Source organism: Anaeromyxobacter dehalogenans 2CP-1, assembly GCF_000022145.1.
In the GTDB taxonomy this organism is placed as follows: domain Bacteria; phylum Myxococcota; class Myxococcia; order Myxococcales; family Anaeromyxobacteraceae; genus Anaeromyxobacter; species Anaeromyxobacter dehalogenans.
In genome coordinates, this window is the sequence record NC_011891.1 from 180,528 (window position 1) to 200,766 (window position 20,239).

At 74.4% G+C, this 20,239-nt stretch carries 20 protein-coding genes; 18 read left to right on the top strand and 2 right to left on the bottom strand.

Features of this window, described 5'->3' with window-relative positions:
* Window positions 1-29: 29 nt before the first annotated feature.
* Together A2CP1_RS00815 and A2CP1_RS00820 are read right to left on the bottom strand one after the other, a co-directional pair.
* Window positions 30-410: a response regulator gene (locus tag A2CP1_RS00815; protein ID WP_012524230.1), complete on the bottom strand. Its 381-nt coding sequence runs from the start codon at window positions 408-410 to the stop codon at window positions 30-32.
* A complete protein-coding gene (locus A2CP1_RS00820) occupies window positions 407-1,372 on the bottom strand; it encodes a DHH family phosphoesterase (RefSeq protein WP_012631599.1) in 966 nt (321 codons plus the stop codon). The genes A2CP1_RS00815 and A2CP1_RS00820 overlap by 4 nt, the downstream gene beginning before the upstream one ends.
* Window positions 1,373-1,670: 298 nt before the next feature.
* Here A2CP1_RS00820 and hprK point away from each other — a divergent pair, with 298 nt between their 5' ends.
* The 18 genes from hprK to A2CP1_RS00910 all read left to right on the top strand — a co-directional run bounded on the left by hprK (window position 1,671) and on the right by A2CP1_RS00910 (window position 20,182).
* Window positions 1,671-2,636 (top strand): HPr(Ser) kinase/phosphatase, encoded by a 966-nt coding sequence (gene hprK, locus A2CP1_RS00825; RefSeq protein WP_012524232.1) that lies wholly within the window; start codon window positions 1,671-1,673, stop codon window positions 2,634-2,636.
* A complete protein-coding gene (gene rapZ, locus A2CP1_RS00830; RefSeq protein ID WP_012524233.1) occupies window positions 2,633-3,517 on the top strand; it encodes an RNase adapter RapZ in 885 nt (294 codons plus the stop codon). Before hprK ends, rapZ begins: the two co-directional genes overlap by 4 nt.
* Before the next feature lie 112 nt (window positions 3,518-3,629).
* Window positions 3,630-4,046, top strand: a complete 417-nt coding sequence (locus A2CP1_RS00835) for a PTS sugar transporter subunit IIA (RefSeq protein WP_012524234.1) — start codon at window positions 3,630-3,632, stop codon at window positions 4,044-4,046.
* A gap of 43 nt (window positions 4,047-4,089) precedes the next feature.
* Complete coding sequence (locus tag A2CP1_RS00840) at window positions 4,090-4,584, top strand: PTS sugar transporter subunit IIB (protein ID WP_012631600.1); 495 nt, start codon at window positions 4,090-4,092, stop codon at window positions 4,582-4,584.
* 16 nt (window positions 4,585-4,600) lie between these two features.
* Window positions 4,601-5,296, top strand: a complete 696-nt coding sequence (locus A2CP1_RS00845; protein ID WP_012524236.1) for a PTS sugar transporter subunit IIC — start codon at window positions 4,601-4,603, stop codon at window positions 5,294-5,296.
* Entirely contained in the window at window positions 5,293-6,060 is a 768-nt protein-coding gene (locus tag A2CP1_RS00850) for a PTS system mannose/fructose/sorbose family transporter subunit IID (protein ID WP_012524237.1), read from the top strand. The genes A2CP1_RS00845 and A2CP1_RS00850 overlap by 4 nt, the downstream gene beginning before the upstream one ends.
* A gap of 2 nt (window positions 6,061-6,062) precedes the next feature.
* Entirely contained in the window at window positions 6,063-6,335 is a 273-nt protein-coding gene (locus A2CP1_RS00855) for an HPr family phosphocarrier protein (RefSeq protein WP_012524238.1), read from the top strand.
* On the top strand, window positions 6,332-8,128 hold the full coding sequence (gene ptsP, locus A2CP1_RS00860; protein ID WP_012631601.1) for a phosphoenolpyruvate--protein phosphotransferase: 1,797 nt from the start codon (window positions 6,332-6,334) through the stop codon (window positions 8,126-8,128). The genes A2CP1_RS00855 and ptsP overlap by 4 nt, the downstream gene beginning before the upstream one ends.
* Before the next feature lie 157 nt (window positions 8,129-8,285).
* Entirely contained in the window at window positions 8,286-9,458 is a 1,173-nt protein-coding gene (metK, locus tag A2CP1_RS00865; RefSeq protein ID WP_012631602.1) for a methionine adenosyltransferase, read from the top strand.
* A gap of 267 nt (window positions 9,459-9,725) precedes the next feature.
* Window positions 9,726-10,706, top strand: coding sequence for an ArsR/SmtB family transcription factor (locus tag A2CP1_RS00870; protein ID WP_012631603.1), 981 nt, complete (start codon window positions 9,726-9,728; stop codon window positions 10,704-10,706).
* Between the two features lie 52 nt (window positions 10,707-10,758).
* Complete coding sequence (ahcY, locus tag A2CP1_RS00875) at window positions 10,759-12,234, top strand: adenosylhomocysteinase (protein ID WP_012631604.1); 1,476 nt, start codon at window positions 10,759-10,761, stop codon at window positions 12,232-12,234.
* 12 nt (window positions 12,235-12,246) lie between these two features.
* Window positions 12,247-13,125, top strand: coding sequence for an undecaprenyl-diphosphatase (locus tag A2CP1_RS00880; protein ID WP_012631605.1), 879 nt, complete (start codon window positions 12,247-12,249; stop codon window positions 13,123-13,125).
* A complete protein-coding gene (locus tag A2CP1_RS00885) occupies window positions 13,122-13,712 on the top strand; it encodes an NUDIX hydrolase (RefSeq protein ID WP_012631606.1) in 591 nt (196 codons plus the stop codon). Before A2CP1_RS00880 ends, A2CP1_RS00885 begins: the two co-directional genes overlap by 4 nt.
* Entirely contained in the window at window positions 13,709-14,797 is a 1,089-nt protein-coding gene (locus A2CP1_RS00890; RefSeq protein ID WP_012524245.1) for a mannose-1-phosphate guanylyltransferase, read from the top strand. Before A2CP1_RS00885 ends, A2CP1_RS00890 begins: the two co-directional genes overlap by 4 nt.
* Window positions 14,798-14,966: 169 nt before the next feature.
* Window positions 14,967-16,337 (top strand): phosphomannomutase/phosphoglucomutase, encoded by a 1,371-nt coding sequence (locus tag A2CP1_RS00895; RefSeq protein ID WP_012631607.1) that lies wholly within the window; start codon window positions 14,967-14,969, stop codon window positions 16,335-16,337.
* Window positions 16,338-16,340: 3 nt separating this feature from the next.
* On the top strand, window positions 16,341-17,303 hold the full coding sequence (locus A2CP1_RS00900) for an ROK family protein (protein WP_012524247.1): 963 nt from the start codon (window positions 16,341-16,343) through the stop codon (window positions 17,301-17,303).
* A 549-nt stretch (window positions 17,304-17,852) separates the two neighbouring features.
* Window positions 17,853-19,397, top strand: coding sequence for an NFACT RNA binding domain-containing protein (locus tag A2CP1_RS00905; protein ID WP_012631608.1), 1,545 nt, complete (start codon window positions 17,853-17,855; stop codon window positions 19,395-19,397).
* A gap of 41 nt (window positions 19,398-19,438) precedes the next feature.
* Complete coding sequence (locus A2CP1_RS00910) at window positions 19,439-20,182, top strand: hypothetical protein (RefSeq protein ID WP_012631609.1); 744 nt, start codon at window positions 19,439-19,441, stop codon at window positions 20,180-20,182.
* Window positions 20,183-20,239: the final 57 nt, after the last annotated feature.

The window sequence follows — 20,239 nt, forward strand, 5'->3', positions numbered from 1 at the left end:
CGGCCTCGAGGCCGCGCGGAGTCGAGGGATCAGTGCCGCATGGGCGGCGGCCCGGCGGCCTTGCGCACGCGCTCCAGGATCTCGTCCATCCCCACCGACTTCGGGATGTAGCCCTGGGCGCCGAGCAGCTCGGCCTCCCACTCGAAGCCGTACGCGGACAGGATGAGGATCGGGATCGCGGCGCTCTTCGCGTCGCCGCGCATCCGCTCCATCACGCCCCAGCCGTCGAGCACCGGCATCTTGAGGTCGAGCAGCACGATGCCCGGCGCCTCCTCGTCCACCTTGGCGAGCGCGACCTCGCCGTTCTCGGCCTGCTGGACCGGGTAGCCGGCGTCCACGAGCACCTCGGAGAGCGCCTCGCGGAAGTCGTCGTCGTCGTCCACCACCAGGATGTACTGGCCCGGGGTCATGGTGCGTTCGGCTCCCCCCGGAGCGCGGAGGCGATCTCCGCGGCGATCCGGCGCGCGTCCGCCAGCCGGTCCGGCGCGAGCGACACCGCACCGACCACCGGGTGCCCGCCGCCGCCGTACCGCTCGCAGAGCTTGGAGATGTCGTGCGTGCGCTGCTCGCGGGCCCAGGGGTTCGAGCCCACCGACACCTTGGTTCGCTTCGGATCCTTCGACACGACCACCGTGTAGCGCGCCTCCGGGAACAGATCGTAGGCGATGAACTTGTTCGCGGCCTCGAGGCCGGTGTCGCCGAGGTCGATCTCCACCACCCCGTCCCGCACCCTGGCCTGGCGCCGCACCACGTCGATGGCGCCGCGGTGCCGCTCCAGGATCGGCGCGAGCGGCCCGGTCACCCAGTCCTGCGCCGCGATCTCGGCGAGCGGCAGCCGCTGCATGGCGCCGATGAGCCGGGTCGGGAGCGCCGGGTCCTTGGTGGCCTCGAGCAGCGTCATGATGCGGAGCGCGGGCGCCTCGAGCCGCACCGCCACCGCGGCCGACTCGAAGCGGGCCGCGTCGATGACGTCGGCCCAGCGCACCAGCTCGTCCAGCTCGGCGGCGCGCCAGCCGAACCGGTCCGCCAGCGTGCGCGCGATGAAGCCGGTGCAGCTCGGCGCGGCCGGGTCCCAGAACTTCCGGCCGGTCGCGTCCCGCTCGAACGACGCGCGGTCCGCGGGCGTCGGGAACGCGCTGGCGTGGTGGTCGAACCACCAGTCGAGGCGGGGCGAGTAGCGGAAGTCGACGCACGCGTTCACGTCCGCGCCGAAGGCGTCGGCGGGGAACGCGTCGCCCTGCTGGTGCTGCACGGGGCGGTAGCGGACGCCGGCGAGGCGCGCCCCCTCGCGCTCCTGGAACCAGCGTCCGAAGAGGGCGGCCGAGGCGCAGCCGTCGAAGCAGTTGCCGTGGTAGAGGAGCTCGAGCTGCATGGCGGGCCGGGCAATCTAGTGACGTCGGGAGCATAGCGTCAACGCGTGTTGCAGGCCCGGCCGGCGATCTGTACCCAGAGGGGGAAGCCGCGTCGGCGCCTGCCTCCGGCGCGGGCCGCGCGTGCGCGCGCGTTCTCTGTGGGTGAACACGCTCGGAGCGTGCGGGGCGGGGGTCCGGCGGCCGGCGCGGGGCGCGCGAGCCCTCGCCCCCGCCGCCACGGGCGCGCCCGGCCCCGGCCCCGCCGGCGCGCGCCGAAGGTGGCGGGCCCGGGTTTCGCCGGGTTAGACTCGGCACCCCATGGATGCGATCCGCGTCGGGGCGCTCCTCGACGACACCAAGTTCGATCTGCGGCTCACGCTCGTCGCGGGCAAGCAGGGCCTGTCGCGCCGGATCAGCTCCTCGCGCATCCAGAAGCCCGGGCTGGTGCTCGCCGGCTTCACCGAGTACCTGCACAAGGAGCGCGTGCAGGTGTTCGGGAACACCGAGATGAGCTACCTCGCCACCCTGCCGCGCGAGCGCTCGGTCGAGGTGCTGCGCAGCTTCTTCGGCCAGGACGTCTCCTGCCTGGTGGTGACGAAGGGGCTGCAGCCGCCGCCCGAGATGATGGCCGCGGCGGACGAGGCGGGGGTGCCGCTGCTCCGCACCAGCCACCTCTCCTCCAACTTCATCGAGTCGGTGCAGAACTGCCTGGAGGACGTGCTCACCGCGCAGACCTCCATGCACGGCGTGCTGCTCGACGTGTTCGGCGTCGGGATCCTGCTGCTCGGCAAGTCCGGCATCGGCAAGAGCGAGATCGCGCTCGACCTCATCATGCGCGGCCACCGCCTGGTGGCCGACGACATCGTGGACGTGAAGCGCAAGACGCCGGAGTCGGTGTTCGGCGCGGGCTCGGAGATCATCAAGCACCACATGGAGATCCGGGGCCTCGGCATCATCAACATCAAGGACCTGTTCGGCGTCGCCGCCATCCGCGAGCGGAAGAAGATCGAGATCGTGCTCGAGCTGGTCGAGTGGGATCCGAACGTGGAGTACGACCGGCTCGGCGTCGAGGAGCGCAAGTTCCGCATCCTCGACGTGGAGATCCCGATGCTGGTCGTCCCGGTCCGGCCGGGCCGCAACATGACCACCATCGTGGAGGTGGCCGCGCGCAACCACCTCCTCAAGCTCCAGGGGCACCACTCCGCCCGCGAGTTCCAGGAGCGACTGAACCGCGCCATCGCGCTCGCGCCGGGCGGGCGCGTCGGGGAGATCGACGTCGAATGACCGCCACGGTGAGCCACGCCGGGCCGCAGGTGGTGATCCTCACCGGCGTGTCCGGCTCGGGGAAGTCCACCGCGCTGCGCGCGCTGGAGGACGCCGGCTTCTACTGCGTCGACAACCTACCCATCGTCTTCCTCGAGAAGCTGCTCGAGCTCTCCGGCCACACCGCCGGCGAGGTCTCGCGCATGGCGCTCGTGGTGGACGCGCGCGAGGGGCGCTTCCTGGTGGAGGCGCCGCGGATCATCCGCGAGCTCCGCCAGAAGGGCGCCGACGTGGAGGTGCTGTTCCTCGACGCCTCCGACGAGGCGCTGGTCCGGCGCTACTCCGAGACGCGCCGCCGCCACCCGCTGGCCGGGGAGGGCGGCACCGTCCCCGACGGCATCGCGGCCGAGCGGCTGGCGCTCGCGGACGTGCGCGGCATCGCCGACGAGGTGATCGACACCACCACGCTCAACGTCCACGAGCTGAAGCGGCTCGTCACCCGCCGCTTCGTGGCCGGCGAGGGCGCGAAGCTGGGCGTGACGCTCGTGTCCTTCGGGTTCCGGTTCGGCATCCCGACGCACGCCGACCTGGTGCTCGACGTGCGCTTCCTGCCGAACCCGTTCTTCGTGCCGGAGCTGAAGCCGCACCCCGGGACGGATCCGCGCGTGGCGGAGTTCGTGCTGGGCCAGGCGGACGCGAAGGCGTTCCTGGAGCGGCTCACGGACCTGCTCGGCTTCCTGCTGCCGCGCTACCGGAACGAGGGGAAGAGCTACCTCACGATCGCCATCGGCTGCACCGGCGGCAAGCACCGCTCGGTGGCGCTCGCCGCCGCGCTCGCCGAGCGGCTCGAGGGCTCCGGCCAGCCGGTCCGGCTCTGGCACCGCGACGTCGAGAAGGAGTAGCCGCGCCCGGGCGTTCGGCGCTGGCCGCCGGGGCCCGCGGCGTATATGGTACGCGCGCGCCGGGGGGGCCGGACGCGGCCGGCCGCTCATCCGCCGCGAGGACGCTGAGGACATGGTCGGACTGGTGGTCGCCACGCACGGACGGCTCGCGGAGGAGCTCCTGCTCACCGCCGAGGGGATCGTCGGGCGCCTGGAGCGCTGCGAGGCGGTGAGCATCGTGGCCGGCGCGTCGATGGACGAGGCCCGCCAGCACATCGCCGAGGCGGTGAAGCGGGTCGATCAGGGCAGCGGCGTGCTGGTCCTCACCGACATGTTCGGCGGGACGCCCGCGAACCTGGCGCTCACCTTCCTCGGGGACAAGCTGGAGGTCGTCACCGGGGTGAACCTCCCCATGATCATGAAGCTCGCGACCGCGCGGGGCGAGGACGTCTCCCTCCACTCGGTGGCCGAGCTCGTGACCGCGTACGGGCAGAAGAACATCACCCTCGCCTCCGAGCTGCTGCGCACGCGCGCGCGGAGCCGGACGTAGCCGACCGCTGAATGGCCGGCCGGGAGCGACCGTCGAGTCTCACGTGATCCCCCTGGTCCGCGTCGACAACCGCCTGCTGCACGGCCAGATCCTCGAGACCTGGGTGCCCCGCCTGCGCATCGACCAGGTGATGGTCGCGGACGACGAGGCGGCCGCCAGCTCGCTCGCGCAGGCGGCCATGACCCTGTGCGTCCCGCCGGAGCTGCCGGTGCGCATCCGCCGGGTGGCGGAGGTCGACTACGCGGGGCTGGCCGCGGGCGGCGCCAAGGTGCTCCTGCTGGTGCGCGACGTGCCCGGGCTGGCGGCGGCGCGCGCCGCCGGCCTCGGCGCCGCGCTCGCACCGCGGGTGAATCTGGGCAACCTCCACTTCGGGCCGGGGCGGCGCCTGGTCACGCCCTCGGTGTTCGTGTCGGAGGAGGACCTGTCGGTCCTGCGCCGGCTTGCCGCGGAAGGCTTCGAGGTGGAAGCTCGCGCGATTCCTTCCGAATCCCCCACGGGTTTGGTCGAGATCGAACGCCGGTACGCCGCGGGCCATTAGGTTACACTCGTCCGGCTTGGGTCTTCTCTTCCTAGGGCTCGTGGCGGGCCTCGCCGCCGTGGAGCGCAAGGGGTTCCTGCAGGCCATGCTGTCGCGCCCCATCGCGCTGGCCCCGGTGGCAGGCTGGGTGCTCGGCGACGCGGCGGGCGGGCTGGTGGTCGCGGCGCCGCTCGAGCTGCTCTGGCTCGGCGCCGTCAACCTCGGCGCGGCGGTGCCGGTGCACGAGGCGCTCGGCGCCGCCGCCATCGCCGGCGGCGCGGTGCTGGCCGGCCGGGCGGCCGGGTCCGGGGTCACCCCGGAGATCGCGGTGCTGGCGGTGCTGCTCGCGGCGCCGGTCGCGCTCCTGGGGCGGCGCGCCGACAAGGCGGTGGAGGGCTGGAACGAGCGGCTGGCGCGCCACGCCGAGGCGGCGCTCGCGCGCCACCGGGTGGCCGAGGCCGCGCGCTCGAACCTCTACGGCCTGGCCGCGCCGTTCGCGATCGCCGCGGTGCTCGCGCCGCTCTCCGCCTGGCTGGCCGAGGCGCTCATCCCGCGCTTCCTCGCCGCCGCGCCGGGCGCGGCCGCGCCGCTGCGGGTGGGCTGGTTCGCGTTCGCCGCGCTGGCCTGCGCCGCCGGCGCGAAGGCGCTCCGCTCGCGCGCCGCCCCCCGGCTGTTCTTCGCCGCGTTCGCCGCCGCCTTCGCGGCGCTCCTCACCTGGAGGCTGCTCGGGTGAGCGCGCGCGTCCCGAGGGCCACGCTGGTGCGCGTCTTCTGGCGCTGCCTGTTCCTGCAGGCGGCCTGGAACCGGCGCGGCATGCAGAACCTGGGCTTCGCCTACGCGATCGACCCGGCGCTCCGCGCGCTCTACCCCGACCCGGCGCGGCGCGAGGAGGCGCTCGGGCGGCACCTCGGCTTCTTCAACTGCCACCCGTACATGGCCGCCGCCATCGTGGGCGGCGCCATCCACCATGAGGAGCGGGTGGCGGCGGGCGCCGAGCCGGGGCAGGCGCCGCTCGCCTACAAGGCCACGCTGCAGGGGCCGCTCGCGGCGCTGGGCGACGGCTTCTTCTGGACCGCGCTCCGCCCGTTCTTCGGCGCGCTGGCGGTGGTGGGGGCGCTCCTGCTCGGCGTCCCCGCCCTCGTCGCGGCGCTCCTCGTCTACAACGCCATCCACCTCGCCCTGCGCATCGGGCTGTTCCGCGCCGGCTACCTGCGCGGCGACGCGCTCGTCGGGACCATCGCGCACCTCAACCTGCCGGTGGTGGCCGACCGGCTCCGCGCCGGCGGCGCGGCGCTGTGCGGCGTGGCGGGTGCGGTGTTCCTCATGCGCGGCGCGGCGGTGGGCGGACCGCCGGCCGCGGCGCTCGCGGCGGCGGCCGCGGCCGGCGGCTACGCGGCGCTGGCCCGCGGCGCCCGCCTGCTCCCCACCGCCTACGTCGCCACCCTGGCCGGGGTCGGCGCCGCGCTCCTCCTCGGCCACCTCCACGGGAGCAGCTAGGGATGCCGCACCAGGAGCGCACGTTCGTCATCGTCAACACGCTCGGCCTCCACGCGCGCGCCGCGGCGCAGCTCGTCCAGACCTCGAACCGCTACCGGTCCGAGATCCACGTCGAGAAGGACGGCATGCAGGTGAACGGGAAGAGCATCATGGGCGTGCTCACGCTCGCCGCGGCCAAGGGCTCGCAGATCACCGTGACCTGCGACGGCGACGACGCCGACCAGGCCATGACCGCGCTCGCCAAGGTGATCGAGAACGGGTTCGGGGAGACATGAGCCGGTCGTCCGCCACCACGCTCGTCGGCATCGGCGCCTCGCCCGGCATCGCCATCGGGCGCTGCTGGACGATCGAGCGGCGGCGGGTGCGGACCCCCAAGCGCCGGCTCACGCCGGAGGAGGTCGAGGCCGAGCTGGCGCGGCTGCGCACCTCGCTCGAGATCTCCGACGTGCAGCTCGCCGAGGTGCGCGGCAAGGTGGAGGAGTCGCAGGCGCCGGGCAGCGCCGAGCACACCGCCATCATCGACATGCACCGGATGATGCTGAAGGACGAGATGCTCGTCCTCGAGGCGCAGCGGCAGATCCGGGAGGAGCGGCTCAACGCGGAGTGGGCGGTGAAGCGCGCCACCCGCAAGATCAAGAACGCGTTCCACGAGCAGGCCGACGACTACTTCAAGGAGCGCCGGGCCGACGTGGACTTCGTGGGCGAGCGGATCATCAAGAACCTGCTCGGCCAGGCGCCGGACGTCGAGGACGTGCCGCCCGAGGGCGTGATCGTGGTGGCGCACGACCTCTCCCCCGCAGACACCGCGCTGCTCCTGCACGAGCACAAGGTGGCCGCCTTCGTCACCGACGCCGGGGCCAAGACCTCGCACACCGCCATCGTGGCGCGCGCGTTGGAGGTGCCGGCGGTGGTGGGGGTGGGCCGGGTGACCGCCGTCGCCGACCGCGGCGACTGGATCGTGGTGGACGGCGGGCGCGGGCTGGTGGTCATCAACCCGAGCCCGGGCGAGCGGGCCGGCTACGAGGCCGCCCGCGAGAAGCAGCTCGCCGGCGAGCAGGCGCTGCTCGCCACCCGCGACCTGCCCGCCCGGACGCTCGACGACCTCACCGTCCGGCTGGCCGGCAACATCGAGTTCGCCGAGGAGGTCCCGAGCCTGATCGCGCACGGCGGCGAGGCGGTGGGGCTCTACCGCACCGAGTTCCTGTTCATGGGCCGGTCCGACCTGCCCGGCGAGGAGGAGCACTACCAGAACTACCGGCGCATCCTCGAGGCGCTCGCGCCGCGCCCGGTCACGATCCGCACGTTCGACCTGGGCGGCGACAAGCTCCCGGCCGGCATGCGCGTGACCGCCGAGAACCCCGCGCTCGGCCTGCGCGCCATCCGCTACTGCCTGCGCCAGCCGGAGATGTTCCGCGCCCAGCTCCGCGCGCTGCTGCGGGCGTCGGTGCACGGCAACCTGCGCGTCATGTTCCCGATGATCTCCGGGGTGGCGGAGCTGCGGGCCGCGAAGCACGCGCTGCGCCAGGCGGCCGACGAGCTGCGCGCCGAGGGCGTCGCGTTCCGGCAGGTGCCGGTGGGGATCATGGTGGAGCTGCCCAGCGCCGCCATGATCGCGGACCGGCTCGCGGCCGAGTGCGACTTCTTCTCCATCGGGACGAACGACCTCATCCAGTACACCATCGGGATCGACCGGCAGGACAAGGACGTGGCCTACCTGTACAAGCCGCTCCACCTGGCGGTGCTGCGCCTGCTGAAGCTCGTCTGCGACGCCGGCCGCGCCGCCGGCGTGCCGGTGTCGATGTGCGGGGAGATGGCGGGCGAGCCGGTGAACGCGCTCGTGCTGCTCGGCCTCGGCGTCGCCGAGCTGTCCATGAACGGCCCGTCCATCCCGCTCGTGAAGCGGGTCGTCCGCGCCGCCCGCGCCGAGGACGGGCGGGCGCTGGTGGACCGGCTGCTCGCCCTCACCACCGCCGACGACATCGAGCACGAGGTCCAGGCCGAGATGGCCCGCCGCTTCCCCGGCCTGCTCGACGGGGACGACGACGCCGAGCCGGCCGGCCAGGGCTGAGCCGGCGGGGCGGTCGGCGCCCGGCCGCCACGTCCGGCGGGGTCGCCCTCCGATCGGACGGACGCGGCGGCAGCGTGTCCGCCATATTGACACCACGCGCGCCGGGCGCGTACCTTGCCCGTCCCGCCCGGGCACCCCCGCCTCCGGAGGAGAACACATGCCGCTCCAGGACTTCCTCTTCACCTCCGAGTCGGTCACGGAGGGCCATCCGGACAAGATGGCGGACCAGATCTCCGACGCCGTGCTCGACGCGGTGCTCCGCCAGGACCCGAAGGGCCGGGTGGCCTGCGAGACGCTGCTCAAGACCGGCTACGTGATGATCGCCGGCGAGATCACCACCAAGGCGCGCATCGACTACCCGAAGCTCGCCCGCGAGACGGTGCGCCGCATCGGCTACACCAGCGGCGACATGGGCTTCGACGCCAACACCTGCGCGGTGCTGGTGGCGGTGGACCAGCAGTCGCCGGACATCGGCCAGGGCGTGGACACCGGCGGCGCCGGCGACCAGGGCATGATGTTCGGCTACGCCTGCGACGAGACGCCGGAGCTGATGCCGGCGCCCATCCAGTACGCGCACGCGGTGACGAAGCAGCTCGCGAAGGCGCGCCGCGCCGGCCTCGACTTCCTCCGCCCCGACGGCAAGAGCCAGGTGTCGGTCGAGTACCGCGACGGCCGGCCGGTCCGCATCGACACGGTGGTGGTCTCCACCCAGCACGCCGAGTCGGTCTCGAACAAGCGGCTGCACGAGGCGGTGCGCGAGCAGGTGATCGCGAAGGCGCTCCCGAAGCGGCTCCTCGATCGCAAGACGCGGATCCTCATCAACCCCACCGGCCGGTTCGTGATCGGCGGCCCCATGGGCGACACCGGCGTCACCGGGCGGAAGATCATCGTCGACACCTACGGCGGCATGGGCCGCCACGGCGGCGGCGCGTTCAGCGGCAAGGACCCGTCGAAGGTGGACCGCTCCGCCGCGTACATGGGGCGCTACATCGCGAAGAACGTGGTCGCGGCCGGCCTGGCCTCGCGCTGCGAGGTGCAGGTGGCGTACGCCATCGGCGTGGCCGAGCCGGTCTCGGTGATGGTGGACACGTTCGGCACCGCCAAGGTGCCGGAGGGGAAGATCGCCCGCGCCGTCCGCGAGGTGTTCGGCCTCACCCCGCGCGCCATCATCGAGGGGCTCGACCTGCTGCGGCCGGTGTACGAGAAGACCGCCGCGTACGGCCACTTCGGCCGGACCGAGAAGACGTTCACCTGGGAGCGCACCGACAAGAAGGACGCGCTCGCCGACGCCGCCGGCCTCTCGAAGATCCGGGCGGTCGCGTCCGTCTGACGGGGCTGCGCCCCGCCCCCCGGAGCGGAGCTCCGCGGGGCCCACCTTGCTGCGCGCGTCCCGTGACCTCGCGCGCCCGCCTTCGCGGGCTCGCACGAGGTCCCCGCGGGCGCGGCTGCGCCGCGCGCGATCCCACGTGGCTGCGCCCCGGCCGCTCGCGGCCCGTCCGGTCCCACCGGGCGGGCCGCCTCGTTTGCGGGGCACCGCGGCCCGGGAGTTGACCACGCCGGCCGGGTGGACTAGCTATCCGTCCATCCGGATGCATTGATGCCTCGACCCGCCCCCGCCCGCCCCGCCGCCCCGAGCCGCCGCCCCGAGGCCCTGCTCGGCTGGATGGAGCTGCTCTCGGACCCGATCCGGCTCCGCGCGCTGCGCGCGCTCGAGCCGCGCGAGCTGTCGGTGCTGGAGCTCCGCGAGGTGCTGGCGCTCCCGCAGTCGACCGTGTCGCGCCACCTGAAGACGCTCTCCGACGCGGGCTGGCTCTCCGCCCGGCGCGAGGGCACCCAGAGCCTGTACGGCTGGGCCGCCGAGCTCGCCCCCGGCGCCCGCAAGCTCTGGCAGCTCGCCCGCGCCGAGAGCGACGGGTGGGCGGTGGTCCGCGCCGACGCGGTGCGGCTCCGGGCGGTGCGCGCCCGCCGCGACGAGGCGCAGCGCTTCTTCGCCGGCGCGGCCGGCGCCTGGGACGGGCTGCGCGCCCGCGTGTACGGGCGCGGGGTCGCCGCCGAGGCGCTGCTCGCGCTCGTGCCCCCGGGCTGGACCGTGGCCGACCTGGGCTGCGGCACCGGCGCGGTCGCCGCCGAGCTGGCGCCCCGCGTGCGGCGGGTGATCGCGGTGGACCGCTCCGCCGCCATGCTCCGCGCGGCACGCCGCCGCACCGCCCGCTTCGACAACGTCGAGCTGCACGAGGCCGACCTCGCGGCGCTGCCGCTCGAGGACGGCGGCTGCGACGCGGCGCTGCTCGTCCTCGTGCTCGCCTACCTGGACGATCCCGCCCCGGCGCTGGCCGAGGCGGTGCGGGTGCTGCGCCCGGGCGGGCGCCTCGTGATCCTGGACGCCGCGCGCCACCAGGACGAGGCGCTCCGGCGCCGCATGGGCCAGGCGCACCCCGGCTTCGAGCCGGACGCGCTCGCCGCGCTCGTCCGCCGGGCCGGCGCGGCCGGCGTCACCGCGCGGGCGCTGCCGCCCGAGCCGGGCGCGCGAGGCCCGGGGCTGGTCGCCTGCACCGGCGAGCGGCCCGCCCGGCCCTGACCGCGCCTCACCACCGACCTTCGACCCTCGTTCCACGCAAAGGAGAAGCACCATGGCCGTGTCCGCCGCGAAGAAGAAGCCCACCCCGAGCGCCCCTGCGCCGCTCGAGCACAAGGTGAAGGACCTCTCCCTGGCGGGCTGGGGACGCAAGGAGATCGAGCTCGCCGAGAAGGAGATGCCGGGCCTGATGGCGCTCCGGCGCGAGCACGCGCGGCAGCGCCCGCTCGCCGGCCAGCGGATCACCGGCTCGCTGCACATGACCATCCAGACCGCGGTGCTGATCGAGACGCTGGTGGACCTCGGCGCCGACGTCCGCTGGGCGAGCTGCAACATCTTCTCGACGCAGGACCACGCCGCCGCCGCCATCGTGGTGGGCCGCGAGGGGACGCCCGAGGCGCCGCGCGGGGTGCCGGTGTTCGCCTGGAAGGGCGAGACGCTGGAGGAGTACTGGGACTGCACCGAGCGCGCGCTCGACTTCGGCGGCGGCAAGGGCCCCACGCAGATCGTCGACGACGGCGGCGACGCCACCCTGCTCATCCACAAGGGCGTCGAGTACGAGAAGGCGGGCAAGGTGCCGCCGCCCTCCAGCGCCGACTCCGAGGAGCTGGAGGTGGTGCTGCGCCTGCTCGCCCGCGAGCAGAAGAAGGACCCGCGCCGCTGGACCCGGGTGGCGAAGGCCTGCGCCGGCGTGACCGAGGAGACCACCACCGGCGTGCACCGGCTCTACGAGATGCAGAAGGCCGGGACGCTGCTGTTCCCCGCCATCAACGTGAACGACTCGGTCACGAAGTCCAAGTTCGACAACCTGTACGGCTGCCGCCACTCGCTGGTGGACGGGCTGAACCGCGCCACCGACGTGATGCTGGCCGGGAAGCTCTGCGTGGTCTGCGGTTACGGCGACGTGGGCAAGGGCTGCGCCCAGGCGCTGCGCGGCCAGGGCGCGCGGGTGGTGGTCACCGAGATCGACCCCATCAACGCGCTGCAGGCGTCGATGGAGGGGTACCAGGTGGTGCGGCTCGAGGACGTGGTGAAGGACGCCGACGTGTTCGTCACCGCGACCGGCAACCTGGACGTCGTCACCGTGGAGCACATGAAGGCGATGAAGGACTGCGCCATCGTCGGCAACATCGGCCACTTCGACAACGAGATCGACATGGCCGGGCTGCGCAAGCTCACCACCCGGGTGAACATCAAGCCGCAGTACGACGCGTTCGTGTTCCCGGACGGCCACCGGGTGCTGGTGCTGGCCGAGGGGCGGCTCCTCAACCTGGGCTGCGCCACCGGCCACCCGTCGTTCGTGATGTCGAACTCGTTCACCAACCAGACGCTGGCGCAGATCGAGCTGGCGGTGAACCGCGCCGCCTACGCGAAGCAGGTGTACGTGCTCCCGAAGCACCTCGACGAGAAGGTGGCCGCGCTGCACCTCGAGCAGATCGGCGCCCGCCTGACGAAGCTCACCAAGAAGCAGGCGGCCTACATCGGCGTGCCGCAGTCCGGCCCGTTCAAGCCCGACCACTACCGCTACTAGGCCGGGCGGACGATGAGCCTCGTCTCCGCGGCGCTGTTCGGGCTGCTCCAGGCGCTCACCGAGTTCCTCCCGGTGAGCTCCACCGCGCACCTGCTGGTGTTCGGGGAGCTGCTCGGCCACTCGCTCGACGACCGGCGCTTCCGCGCCTTCGTCACGATCATCCAGGCCGGCACCACGCTGGCGGTGCTGGTCTACTTCCGCGCCGACATCGCGCGGCTGGTGGCGGCGGCGGCGCGGGGGCTGGCCCGGGGCAGGCCGTTCGGGACGCCGGAGGCGCGGCTGGGCTGGTACATCGTGCTCGGCACGGTGCCGGCCGCGCTGGCGGGGAAGCTGCTCGAGCACCGCATCGAGGCGCTCGGCAACTGGGTCATCGCGGGCTCGCTGGTGGCGCTCGGCCTGGTGCTGCTCGCGGCCGAGCGCCTGGCCAGCCACCGGCGCCGCGTGGAGGACGTGGGCGCGGGCGACGCGCTCCTCATCGGCGTCGCCCAGGCGCTGGCGCTCGTGCCGGGCAGCTCGCGCTCCGGCACCACCATCACCGGCGGCATGCTGCTCGGCTTCACCCGCGAGGCGGCGGCGCGCTTCAGCTTCCTGCTCTCGGTCCCCATCACGCTCGCGGCCGGCGCGTACAAGCTCTGGTCCACCGTCCCGGACCTGCGGGGCGAGGCGGCCTGGACCGTCGCGACGGTGGTCGGTACCGTGGTGTCCGCCGTGGCCGGCTACCTCGTCATCGACTGGCTGCTCGCGTGGCTGCGGACGCGCACCACCTACGTGTTCGTGGTCTGGCGGCTCGCCGCCGGCGCCGCCATCGCGGCGCTCATCCTCTCCGGCGTCCTCCCCGCCGGCGCCGAGGCGCCCCCGCCGCCTCCGCCGGCCCTGCACGCGGCCCCGTGACGCTCGACGATCTCGCCGCGGCGCTGGTCGCCCGCGAGCCGGGGATCGCCCCGGTGGACCGGATCGCGCAGGAGCACCTGCCCCGCGGCGGCTTCGCGTCGGCGGCGGTGCTGGTGCCGCTGCACGTGCTCGACGGCGAGGTGCACGTGCTCATGATCCGCCGGCCGATGAAGATGTCCCGCCACGCGGGGCAGATCGCCTTCCCCGGCGGCAAGATCGACCCGGGGGAGGAGAGCCTCGCCGCCGCGCTGCGCGAGGCGCACGAGGAGGTGGGGCTCGAGCCGGCGCGCGCCGACGTCATGGGACAGCTCAGCGAGACGCTGGTGCTCGCGTCGGCCTTCCGCTTGACGCCGTGGGTGGCTTCCGTGCCATATCCCTACCCGTACGCGGCCGCGCCGCACGAGGTGGACGAGATCCTGCACGTCCCGCTCTCGGCGCTCTCCCGCCCCGGCGCGCACCGGGTCGAGTGGCGCGAGGTCTACGGCCTGAGGCTCGACGTGCACTTCTTCTCGGTCGGCAAGGACGTGATCTGGGGCGCGACGGGTCGCGTGCTCGCCGAGCTCCTGTCCATCTGGAGGGCGTCGTGAAGATCTACCCGGTGATCATGGCGGGCGGCTCGGGCACGCGGTTCTGGCCGCTGTCGCGCCGCAACCGCCCGAAGCAGTTCCTGGCGCTCGCCGGCGACGCGCCGCTGCTCGCCGCCACGGTGAGCCGGCTCCCGCCGCTGTCGCGGCCCAGGGACACGTTCGTGGTGTGCGGGCCGAAGCACGCCGCCGCCGCCCGGCGGATGGTGGCGCAGCTCCCGAAGGAGAACTTCATCGTCGAGCCGTGCGCGCGGAACACCGCGCCCTGCGTGGGCCTCGCCGCCATCCACGTGGCCGCGAAGGACCCCCGCGGCGTCATCGCCATGCTGCCGGCCGACCACCACATCGGCCGGCCCCCGGCGTTCCGCGACGCGCTGGCCGCGGCCGCCCAGCTCGCCGAGGCCGGCTCCATCGCCACCATCGGCATCCGCCCCTCGCGCCCCGAGACCGGCTACGGCTACCTGAAGCTCGGGCCGCGCCTGGCCGCGCGCGCGAAGGGCAAGAAGCGGCTGGTGGCGCACAAGGTCGAGCGCTTCGTGGAGAAGCCGGACGTGGTCACCGCCGCGCGCTACCTCGCCGACGGCAGCTACCTCTGGAACTCGGGCATCTTCGTGTTCCGCGCCGACGTGATCCTGGACGAGATCCGCCGCGCCATGCCGGTGCTGGGCGAGCAGCTCGAGGCCATCCGCCGCACGCTCGGCACGCCGAACTACGCGCGCACGCTGAAGCGCGTCTTCCCCGACTGCCCGTCCATCTCCATCGACTACGGCGTGATGGAGAAGAGCCAGCGCATCGCGGTGGTGCCGGCCGAGTTCGGCTGGAGCGACGTGGGCAGCTTCGCCGCGCTCTCCGACGTCCGCGTCACCGACGACCTCGGCAACGTGGCGGAGGGCGACGCGCTCGTCATCGACGGCCGCAACAACGTGGTGCTGGCCGGGAAGGACCGGCCCATCGCGCTCATCGGCCTCGACGACGTCATCGTGGTGGACTCGGGCGACGCGCTGCTCGTGTGCCGCCGCGACCGGGCCCAGGACGTGCGCAAGGCGGTCGAGGAGCTGGGCCGCCGCGGCCGCGAGGAGCTCCTCTAGCGCGCCCCGCCCCCCGCGTCCCCGAGGGACGCGCGGCCCCCGGTCCGAGGTGCTATACAGCCGCCCGGCGGCCCGCCCCGGGGGGAACCGGGCGGCGCCGGCGCTCCCCGGGCACGGAGCCTGCCCGCGGCGCCTCACGTCACGACATTCACGACCGAGGACCGACCCCATGGCCAAGCTCTCCCCGACCATCTTCCGCGAGTACGACATCCGCGGGCTGGTGGACCAGGATCTCCCCGAGGAGGCGGTCTCGCTCGTCGGCAAGGCGCTCGGCACGCGCATCCGGGGCGCGGGCGGGAAGCGTGCCGCGGTGGGGTGGGACGCGCGCCTCTCCGGGCCGAAGTTCGCGAAGGCCATGATCGAGGCGCTCACCTCCACCGGCGTGGACGTGGTGAGCCTCGGGGTGGTGCCGACGCCCCTGACCTACTTCGCCGCCCACACGCTCGACGTGGACGGCATCTGCATGATCACCGGCTCGCACAACCCGCCGGAGTACAACGGCCTCAAGGTCGGGCTCGGCTCGGCCACCTACTACGGCGAGGAGATCCAGGCGCTGCGCCGCGAGGCGGAGGCCGGGCGCTTCGCCACGGGCCAGGGGACCGTCCGCGCGCACGACATCGTCACGCCCTACCGCGAGCACGTCCGGCAGAACCTCCGGCTCGGGAAGCGCCGGCTGAAGGTGGTGGTGGACGCCGGCAACGGGACCGGCGGCGTGGTGGCGGTGCCGCTGTTCGAGGCGCTCGGGTTCGAGGTGGTGCCGCTGTTCATCGAGATGGACGGCAACTTCCCGAACCACCACCCCGACCCGACCGTGGAGAAGAACCTCGAGCACCTGCGGCGCAAGGTGCTGGAGACCGGGGCGGACGTGGGCATCGCCTACGACGGCGACGCCGACCGGGTGGGCGCGGTGGACGAGAAGGGCAACGTGCTCTGGGGCGACCAGATCATGATCCTGTTCTCCCGGGCCCTGCTCGCCGAGGAGCCGGGCGCCGCCATCGTGGGCGAGGTGAAGTGCTCCTTCACGCTCTACGACGACATCGCCGCCCGCGGCGGGCGGGCCATCATGTGGAAGGCCGGGCACAGCCTCATCAAGGCGAAGATGAAGGAGGAGCACGCGCTCCTCGCCGGCGAGATGAGCGGCCACATCTTCTTCGCCCACCGCTGGTTCGGGTTCGACGACGGCATCTACTCGTCGGCGCGGCTGCTCGAGCTGCTCACCCACACCGACCTGCCGATGTCGGCGCTGCTCGCCGACGTGCCGCGGACGTTCTCCACGCCCGAGCTCCGGGTGGACTGCCCCGAGGAGAAGAAGTTCGAGGTGGTGCGCCGCGCCCAGGAGTTCTTCGCCGCCCGCTACGACGCGGTGACGGTGGACGGCGTCCGGGTGGTCTTCCCCGACGGGTGGGGCCTGGTGCGCGCCTCCAACACGCAGCCGCTGCTGGTCCTGCGCTTCGAGGCGAAGACCGAGGCGCGGCTCGCCGAGATCCAGGCGCTGGTGCGCGGCAAGGTCGACGAGCTGCTGCGCGAGCTGGGGGCGTAGGCCGTGAAGGGGCTCGCGCTGGGCGTTGACCTGGGGGGCACCAACGCGCGCGCCGCGGTGGTGGACCGCGCCACCGGCGAGATCGTGGCCTCGCACAAGGAGCCGCTGCGCGAGCGCGGACCCGAGGCGGTGGTCGCGACCGTCCTCCACGCGCTCGGGCAGGCGGCCGGCGCCGCCGGGATCGCGCCGGCGTCCGCGGGCCGGGTCGGGGTGGGCGTGGCCGGGCAGGTGCTCGGCGCCACCGGCGTGGTGATGAACGCGCCCAACCTGGGCTGGCGCGACGTGGCGTTCGGCACGCTGCTGGAGAAGGCGCTCGGCGTGCCGGTGCGGGTCGCGAACGACCTGTCGGTGGCGGCCTGGGGCGAGAAGCGCTTCGGCGCCGCCCGCGGCATCGAGGACGTGGTGCTGGTGTTCGTCGGCTCCGGCGTGGGCTCCGGCCTCATCCTCGGTGGCCGGCTGCACGACGGCGCCCAGGGGGTGGCCGGCGAGCTCGGGCACATCAAGGTGCGCCTGCCGCGCCCGGGGTTCACGCCGCGCCGCTGCGGCTGCGGCCAGCTCGGCTGCCTCGAGGCGTACACCTCGGGGGTGAACGTGGCCGCGCGCGTGCGCGAGGAGATCGCGGCCGGCGCCGCCACCCGCGTGCTCGAGCTGGTGGAGGGCGACCTCGCCCGCGTCACCGCCAGCGTGGTGGAGGAGGCGCACGCGCTGGGCGACGCCTACGCCGTGGCGCTGTGGGACGAGGTCGCGGAGCTGCTCGGCCTCTCCGTGGCGAACCTGGTCACGCTGCTCAACCCCGCCCGGCTCATCCTGGGGGGCGGCGTGCTGCTGGGCGCACCCCGCCTCGCCGACCTGACGCTCCGCCGCTTCGACGAGGCGGTATCGCGCTCGGCCACGCGGGGGCTCACCGTGGAGCGCGCGTGGCTCGGCGACGACGCCGGGGTCATCGGCGCCGCCGTGCTCGAGTAGATCGAAGGGGTGTCCGCGAAGGCCACGCCTGCCCGGCGCCTCGACGCGTCGGGAGGCGCGCCGCGCGCGCGCGGAGACGCGGCCGGGCCGCGCCGCGGGCCGCGCGCCACGGCCGCCGCGAAAGCGCTGCGCCCCAACGATTTCCATCGACCTCGTCGCGCGCCTCGCGGCGCCGCTCCACGATCACGGTGAGTGGATTGACGCAGCGGCGACGCCGTCGGCGGCGCGGGATCCATCCGGGTGCGCGACGCCTCACGGCGGAGATCGCGCGCGCGAAACGCGTGTCGCTTCCTTGACGTGCGAGATCGCGCGCTGCTAACCTCCGCACAACTTGTCCATTCCTGAGTGTCCATCGACATCGAATGGACGTTCCGAGGAGGGAACAGATGGCTGCGAAGAAGAAGACCGCGAAGAAGACCGCTGCGAAGAAGCCGGCCGCGAAGAAGAAGGTCGCGAAGAAGGGCAAGAAGTAACGCAGGGCTTCAACCCAGCGTAGCGCCGCGGCCGCCTCCGGGCGGCCGCTGCTTTTCCGGGCTAGGAAGAGGCGCGATGTCGCTCACCGCACGCGAGCTCGCCGAGGTGGTCGCCGAGCTCGCCCCGCTCGCCGGGGCGCACGTGGACGCGGTGCGCATGCACGCGGAGCGGGCGCTCACGCTCTCGCTCCGCGGGCGCGCCGGCGACGCGCTGCTGCTGCTCTCCGCCGAGCCCGACGTCACCCGCCTCCACGCCGTCGGCCGCCGCCCCCCTCAGCCCGACACCCCCTACGCCGCCCAGGCGGTGCTCCGCCGCGAGCTGGAGGGCGCGCGCCTCGCCGGCCTGGAGACGCTCCCGGGCGACCGGGTGGTGGCGCTCTCCTTCGAGCGCGCCCCGGCGCGGGGCGGGCCGGTGCGCCTGGTGGCGGAGCTCACCGGCCGCCACGGCAACCTGTTCCTGGTGGACGCGGCCGGGGTCATCCGCGCCGCCGCCGCCCGCAACCTCTCGCAGCGCCGCGACCTCGCGGTGGGCCGCCCCTACCAGGCGCCCTCGCTGCCGCCCGGCGGCGCCGGCACCGACGCCGGCCAGGGCGCGCTCCGGTTCCCGCCGGTGCCGGGCGCGCGGTTTCCGCTCTCGGCCGCCATCGAGGCCGCCTACCTCGCGCGCGAGGAGGCGCGGCGCCTGGCCGAGGCGCGTCGGCGGCTGCGCGAGCCGGTGCGCGCGGCCCTGGCCCGGGCCGGCCGCGCGCTCGTGAAGCTGGCGGACGAGGCGGCGCGGGTGCCGGCCGCCGAGGCGGACCGGCGCGCCGCCGACCTGCTCAAGACCCACCTGCGCGCGGTCCGGCGCGGCGCCACCGAGGTGACGGTCACCGAGTGGACCGAGGAGGGCCCGCGCGAGGTGCGCGTGGCGGTGGATCCCGCGCTCACGCCGCAGGCCAACCTGGAGCGGTACTACCGGCGCTACCGCCGCATCGTGGAGAGCGCCGCGCGGGTGGAGGCCCGCGCCGCCGAGGTGCGCGCCCGCGAGGCCGCGCTGCGCGCGCTGCTCGCCCGGATCGACGCGGCCGGCGCCGCCGACCTGCCCCGGCTCGAGCGCGAGGCGCGCCGCCTCGCCGCCGGCCCGCGCCCGGCCGCACCGCCGCGCCGCAAGCACGACGAGCCCGCGCCGCCGTACCGCACGTTCCGCTCGCTCTCCGGCGCGACGGTCCTCGTCGGGCGCGGCGCGGCGGAGAACGACGCGCTCACGCTGCGGGTGGCCCGCGGCAACGACCTGTGGCTGCACGCGCGCGGCCTGCCCGGCGCGCACGTGGTGGTCCGGCTGGAGAAGGGGAAGGCGCCGGACGCGGACACGCTGGTGGACGCCGCCCACCTCGCGCTGCACTTCTCCGACGCCCGCGGGGCGCCGCAGGCCGACGTCGCCTACACCCGCGCCCGCTTCGTGAAGAAGCCGAAGGGCTCGGCGCCGGGCGCGGTCACCTACAGCCAGGAGAAGGTCATGCTCCTGCGCACCGAGCCCGGGCGCGTCGAGCGCCTGCTCGCCGAGGAGGAGGGCGAGCAGGGCGAACGGGGCACGCCGGTCTGCCCGCGCCCCGCGCGTCCGCCCGGCGCGCGGCAGAGGTAGCCCTTGATGGACGGGCGCCCCCTCCGTAGGATCGGCGCCGCGTGCGCCCCAAGGAGTCGAGCCGTCAGCTGACGCTGTTCTCCCCGGAGGCCCGCCGCTCCGCCGCGCACCTGCTCGCCGACGCGCTCTCCGGGATCCTCACCGAGCGGGTCCGCCTCACCGTCCACGACAACCGGTCCACCATGGTCTCGTTCCGCCGGCGGCCGGGCGAGATCCACTACCGCGTCCACCACATGTTCCTGGAGGCGCCGGGCGAGGTCGTGTCCGCGCTGGCCGCGTTCGCGGTGGCGGGCCGCGGCGCCGCGGGGGCGCGCCGGCGGCAGGCGGGCAGCCGCATCGACGCCTACGTGAAGGAGCACCGGGCCCGGATCGCCGCCCCGCGCGCCGAGCGGCTCCAGCCGCGCGGACGGGTGCACGACCTCCAGGCGCTGTTCGACCGGCTCAACGCCGAGCACTTCGGCGGGGCGATCGAGGCGCGCATCGGCTGGGGTCCGGTCCGGCTGGGGCGGCGGCGGCGCACCGTGAAGACCGGCGTCTACGTGCAGGACGCGCGGCTCATCCGGATCCACCCGACCCTCGACCGGCCCGAGGTGCCCGAGTTCTACGTGGCCGCGGTGGTGTTCCACGAGATGCTCCACCAGGCCGTCCCGGCGGTGGAGGTGAACGGCCGCCGGGTGGTGCACGGGACCGCGTTCCGCCGGCGCGAGCGCGCCTACCCCGACCACGAGCGCGCCAAGGCGTGGGAGGACCGGAACCTGGCGCTGCTCCTCTCCTCGCCGGCGTAGCCCCGCGCCCCGCGCTGCGGCGCGGTGACCCACCGTGCGAGCCCCATCCGCGCGCCG

Coding starts and splice junctions, on each gene's coding strand:
- A2CP1_RS00895 (WP_012631607.1), top strand. CDS start 14,967: ATGGCCAAGCTCTCCCCGACCATCTTCCGCGAGTACGACATCCGCGGG.
- metK (WP_012631602.1), top strand. CDS start 8,286: ATGCCGCTCCAGGACTTCCTCTTCACCTCCGAGTCGGTCACGGAGGGC.
- A2CP1_RS00880 (WP_012631605.1), top strand. CDS start 12,247: ATGAGCCTCGTCTCCGCGGCGCTGTTCGGGCTGCTCCAGGCGCTCACC.
- hprK (WP_012524232.1), top strand. CDS start 1,671: ATGGATGCGATCCGCGTCGGGGCGCTCCTCGACGACACCAAGTTCGAT.
- A2CP1_RS00835 (WP_012524234.1), top strand. CDS start 3,630: ATGGTCGGACTGGTGGTCGCCACGCACGGACGGCTCGCGGAGGAGCTC.
- A2CP1_RS00815 (WP_012524230.1), bottom strand. CDS start 410: ATGACCCCGGGCCAGTACATCCTGGTGGTGGACGACGACGACGACTTC.
- A2CP1_RS00905 (WP_012631608.1), top strand. CDS start 17,853: ATGTCGCTCACCGCACGCGAGCTCGCCGAGGTGGTCGCCGAGCTCGCC.
- ptsP (WP_012631601.1), top strand. CDS start 6,332: ATGAGCCGGTCGTCCGCCACCACGCTCGTCGGCATCGGCGCCTCGCCC.
- ahcY (WP_012631604.1), top strand. CDS start 10,759: ATGGCCGTGTCCGCCGCGAAGAAGAAGCCCACCCCGAGCGCCCCTGCG.
- A2CP1_RS00855 (WP_012524238.1), top strand. CDS start 6,063: ATGCCGCACCAGGAGCGCACGTTCGTCATCGTCAACACGCTCGGCCTC.
- A2CP1_RS00870 (WP_012631603.1), top strand. CDS start 9,726: ATGCCTCGACCCGCCCCCGCCCGCCCCGCCGCCCCGAGCCGCCGCCCC.
- rapZ (WP_012524233.1), top strand. CDS start 2,633: ATGACCGCCACGGTGAGCCACGCCGGGCCGCAGGTGGTGATCCTCACC.
- A2CP1_RS00820 (WP_012631599.1), bottom strand. CDS start 1,372: ATGCAGCTCGAGCTCCTCTACCACGGCAACTGCTTCGACGGCTGCGCC.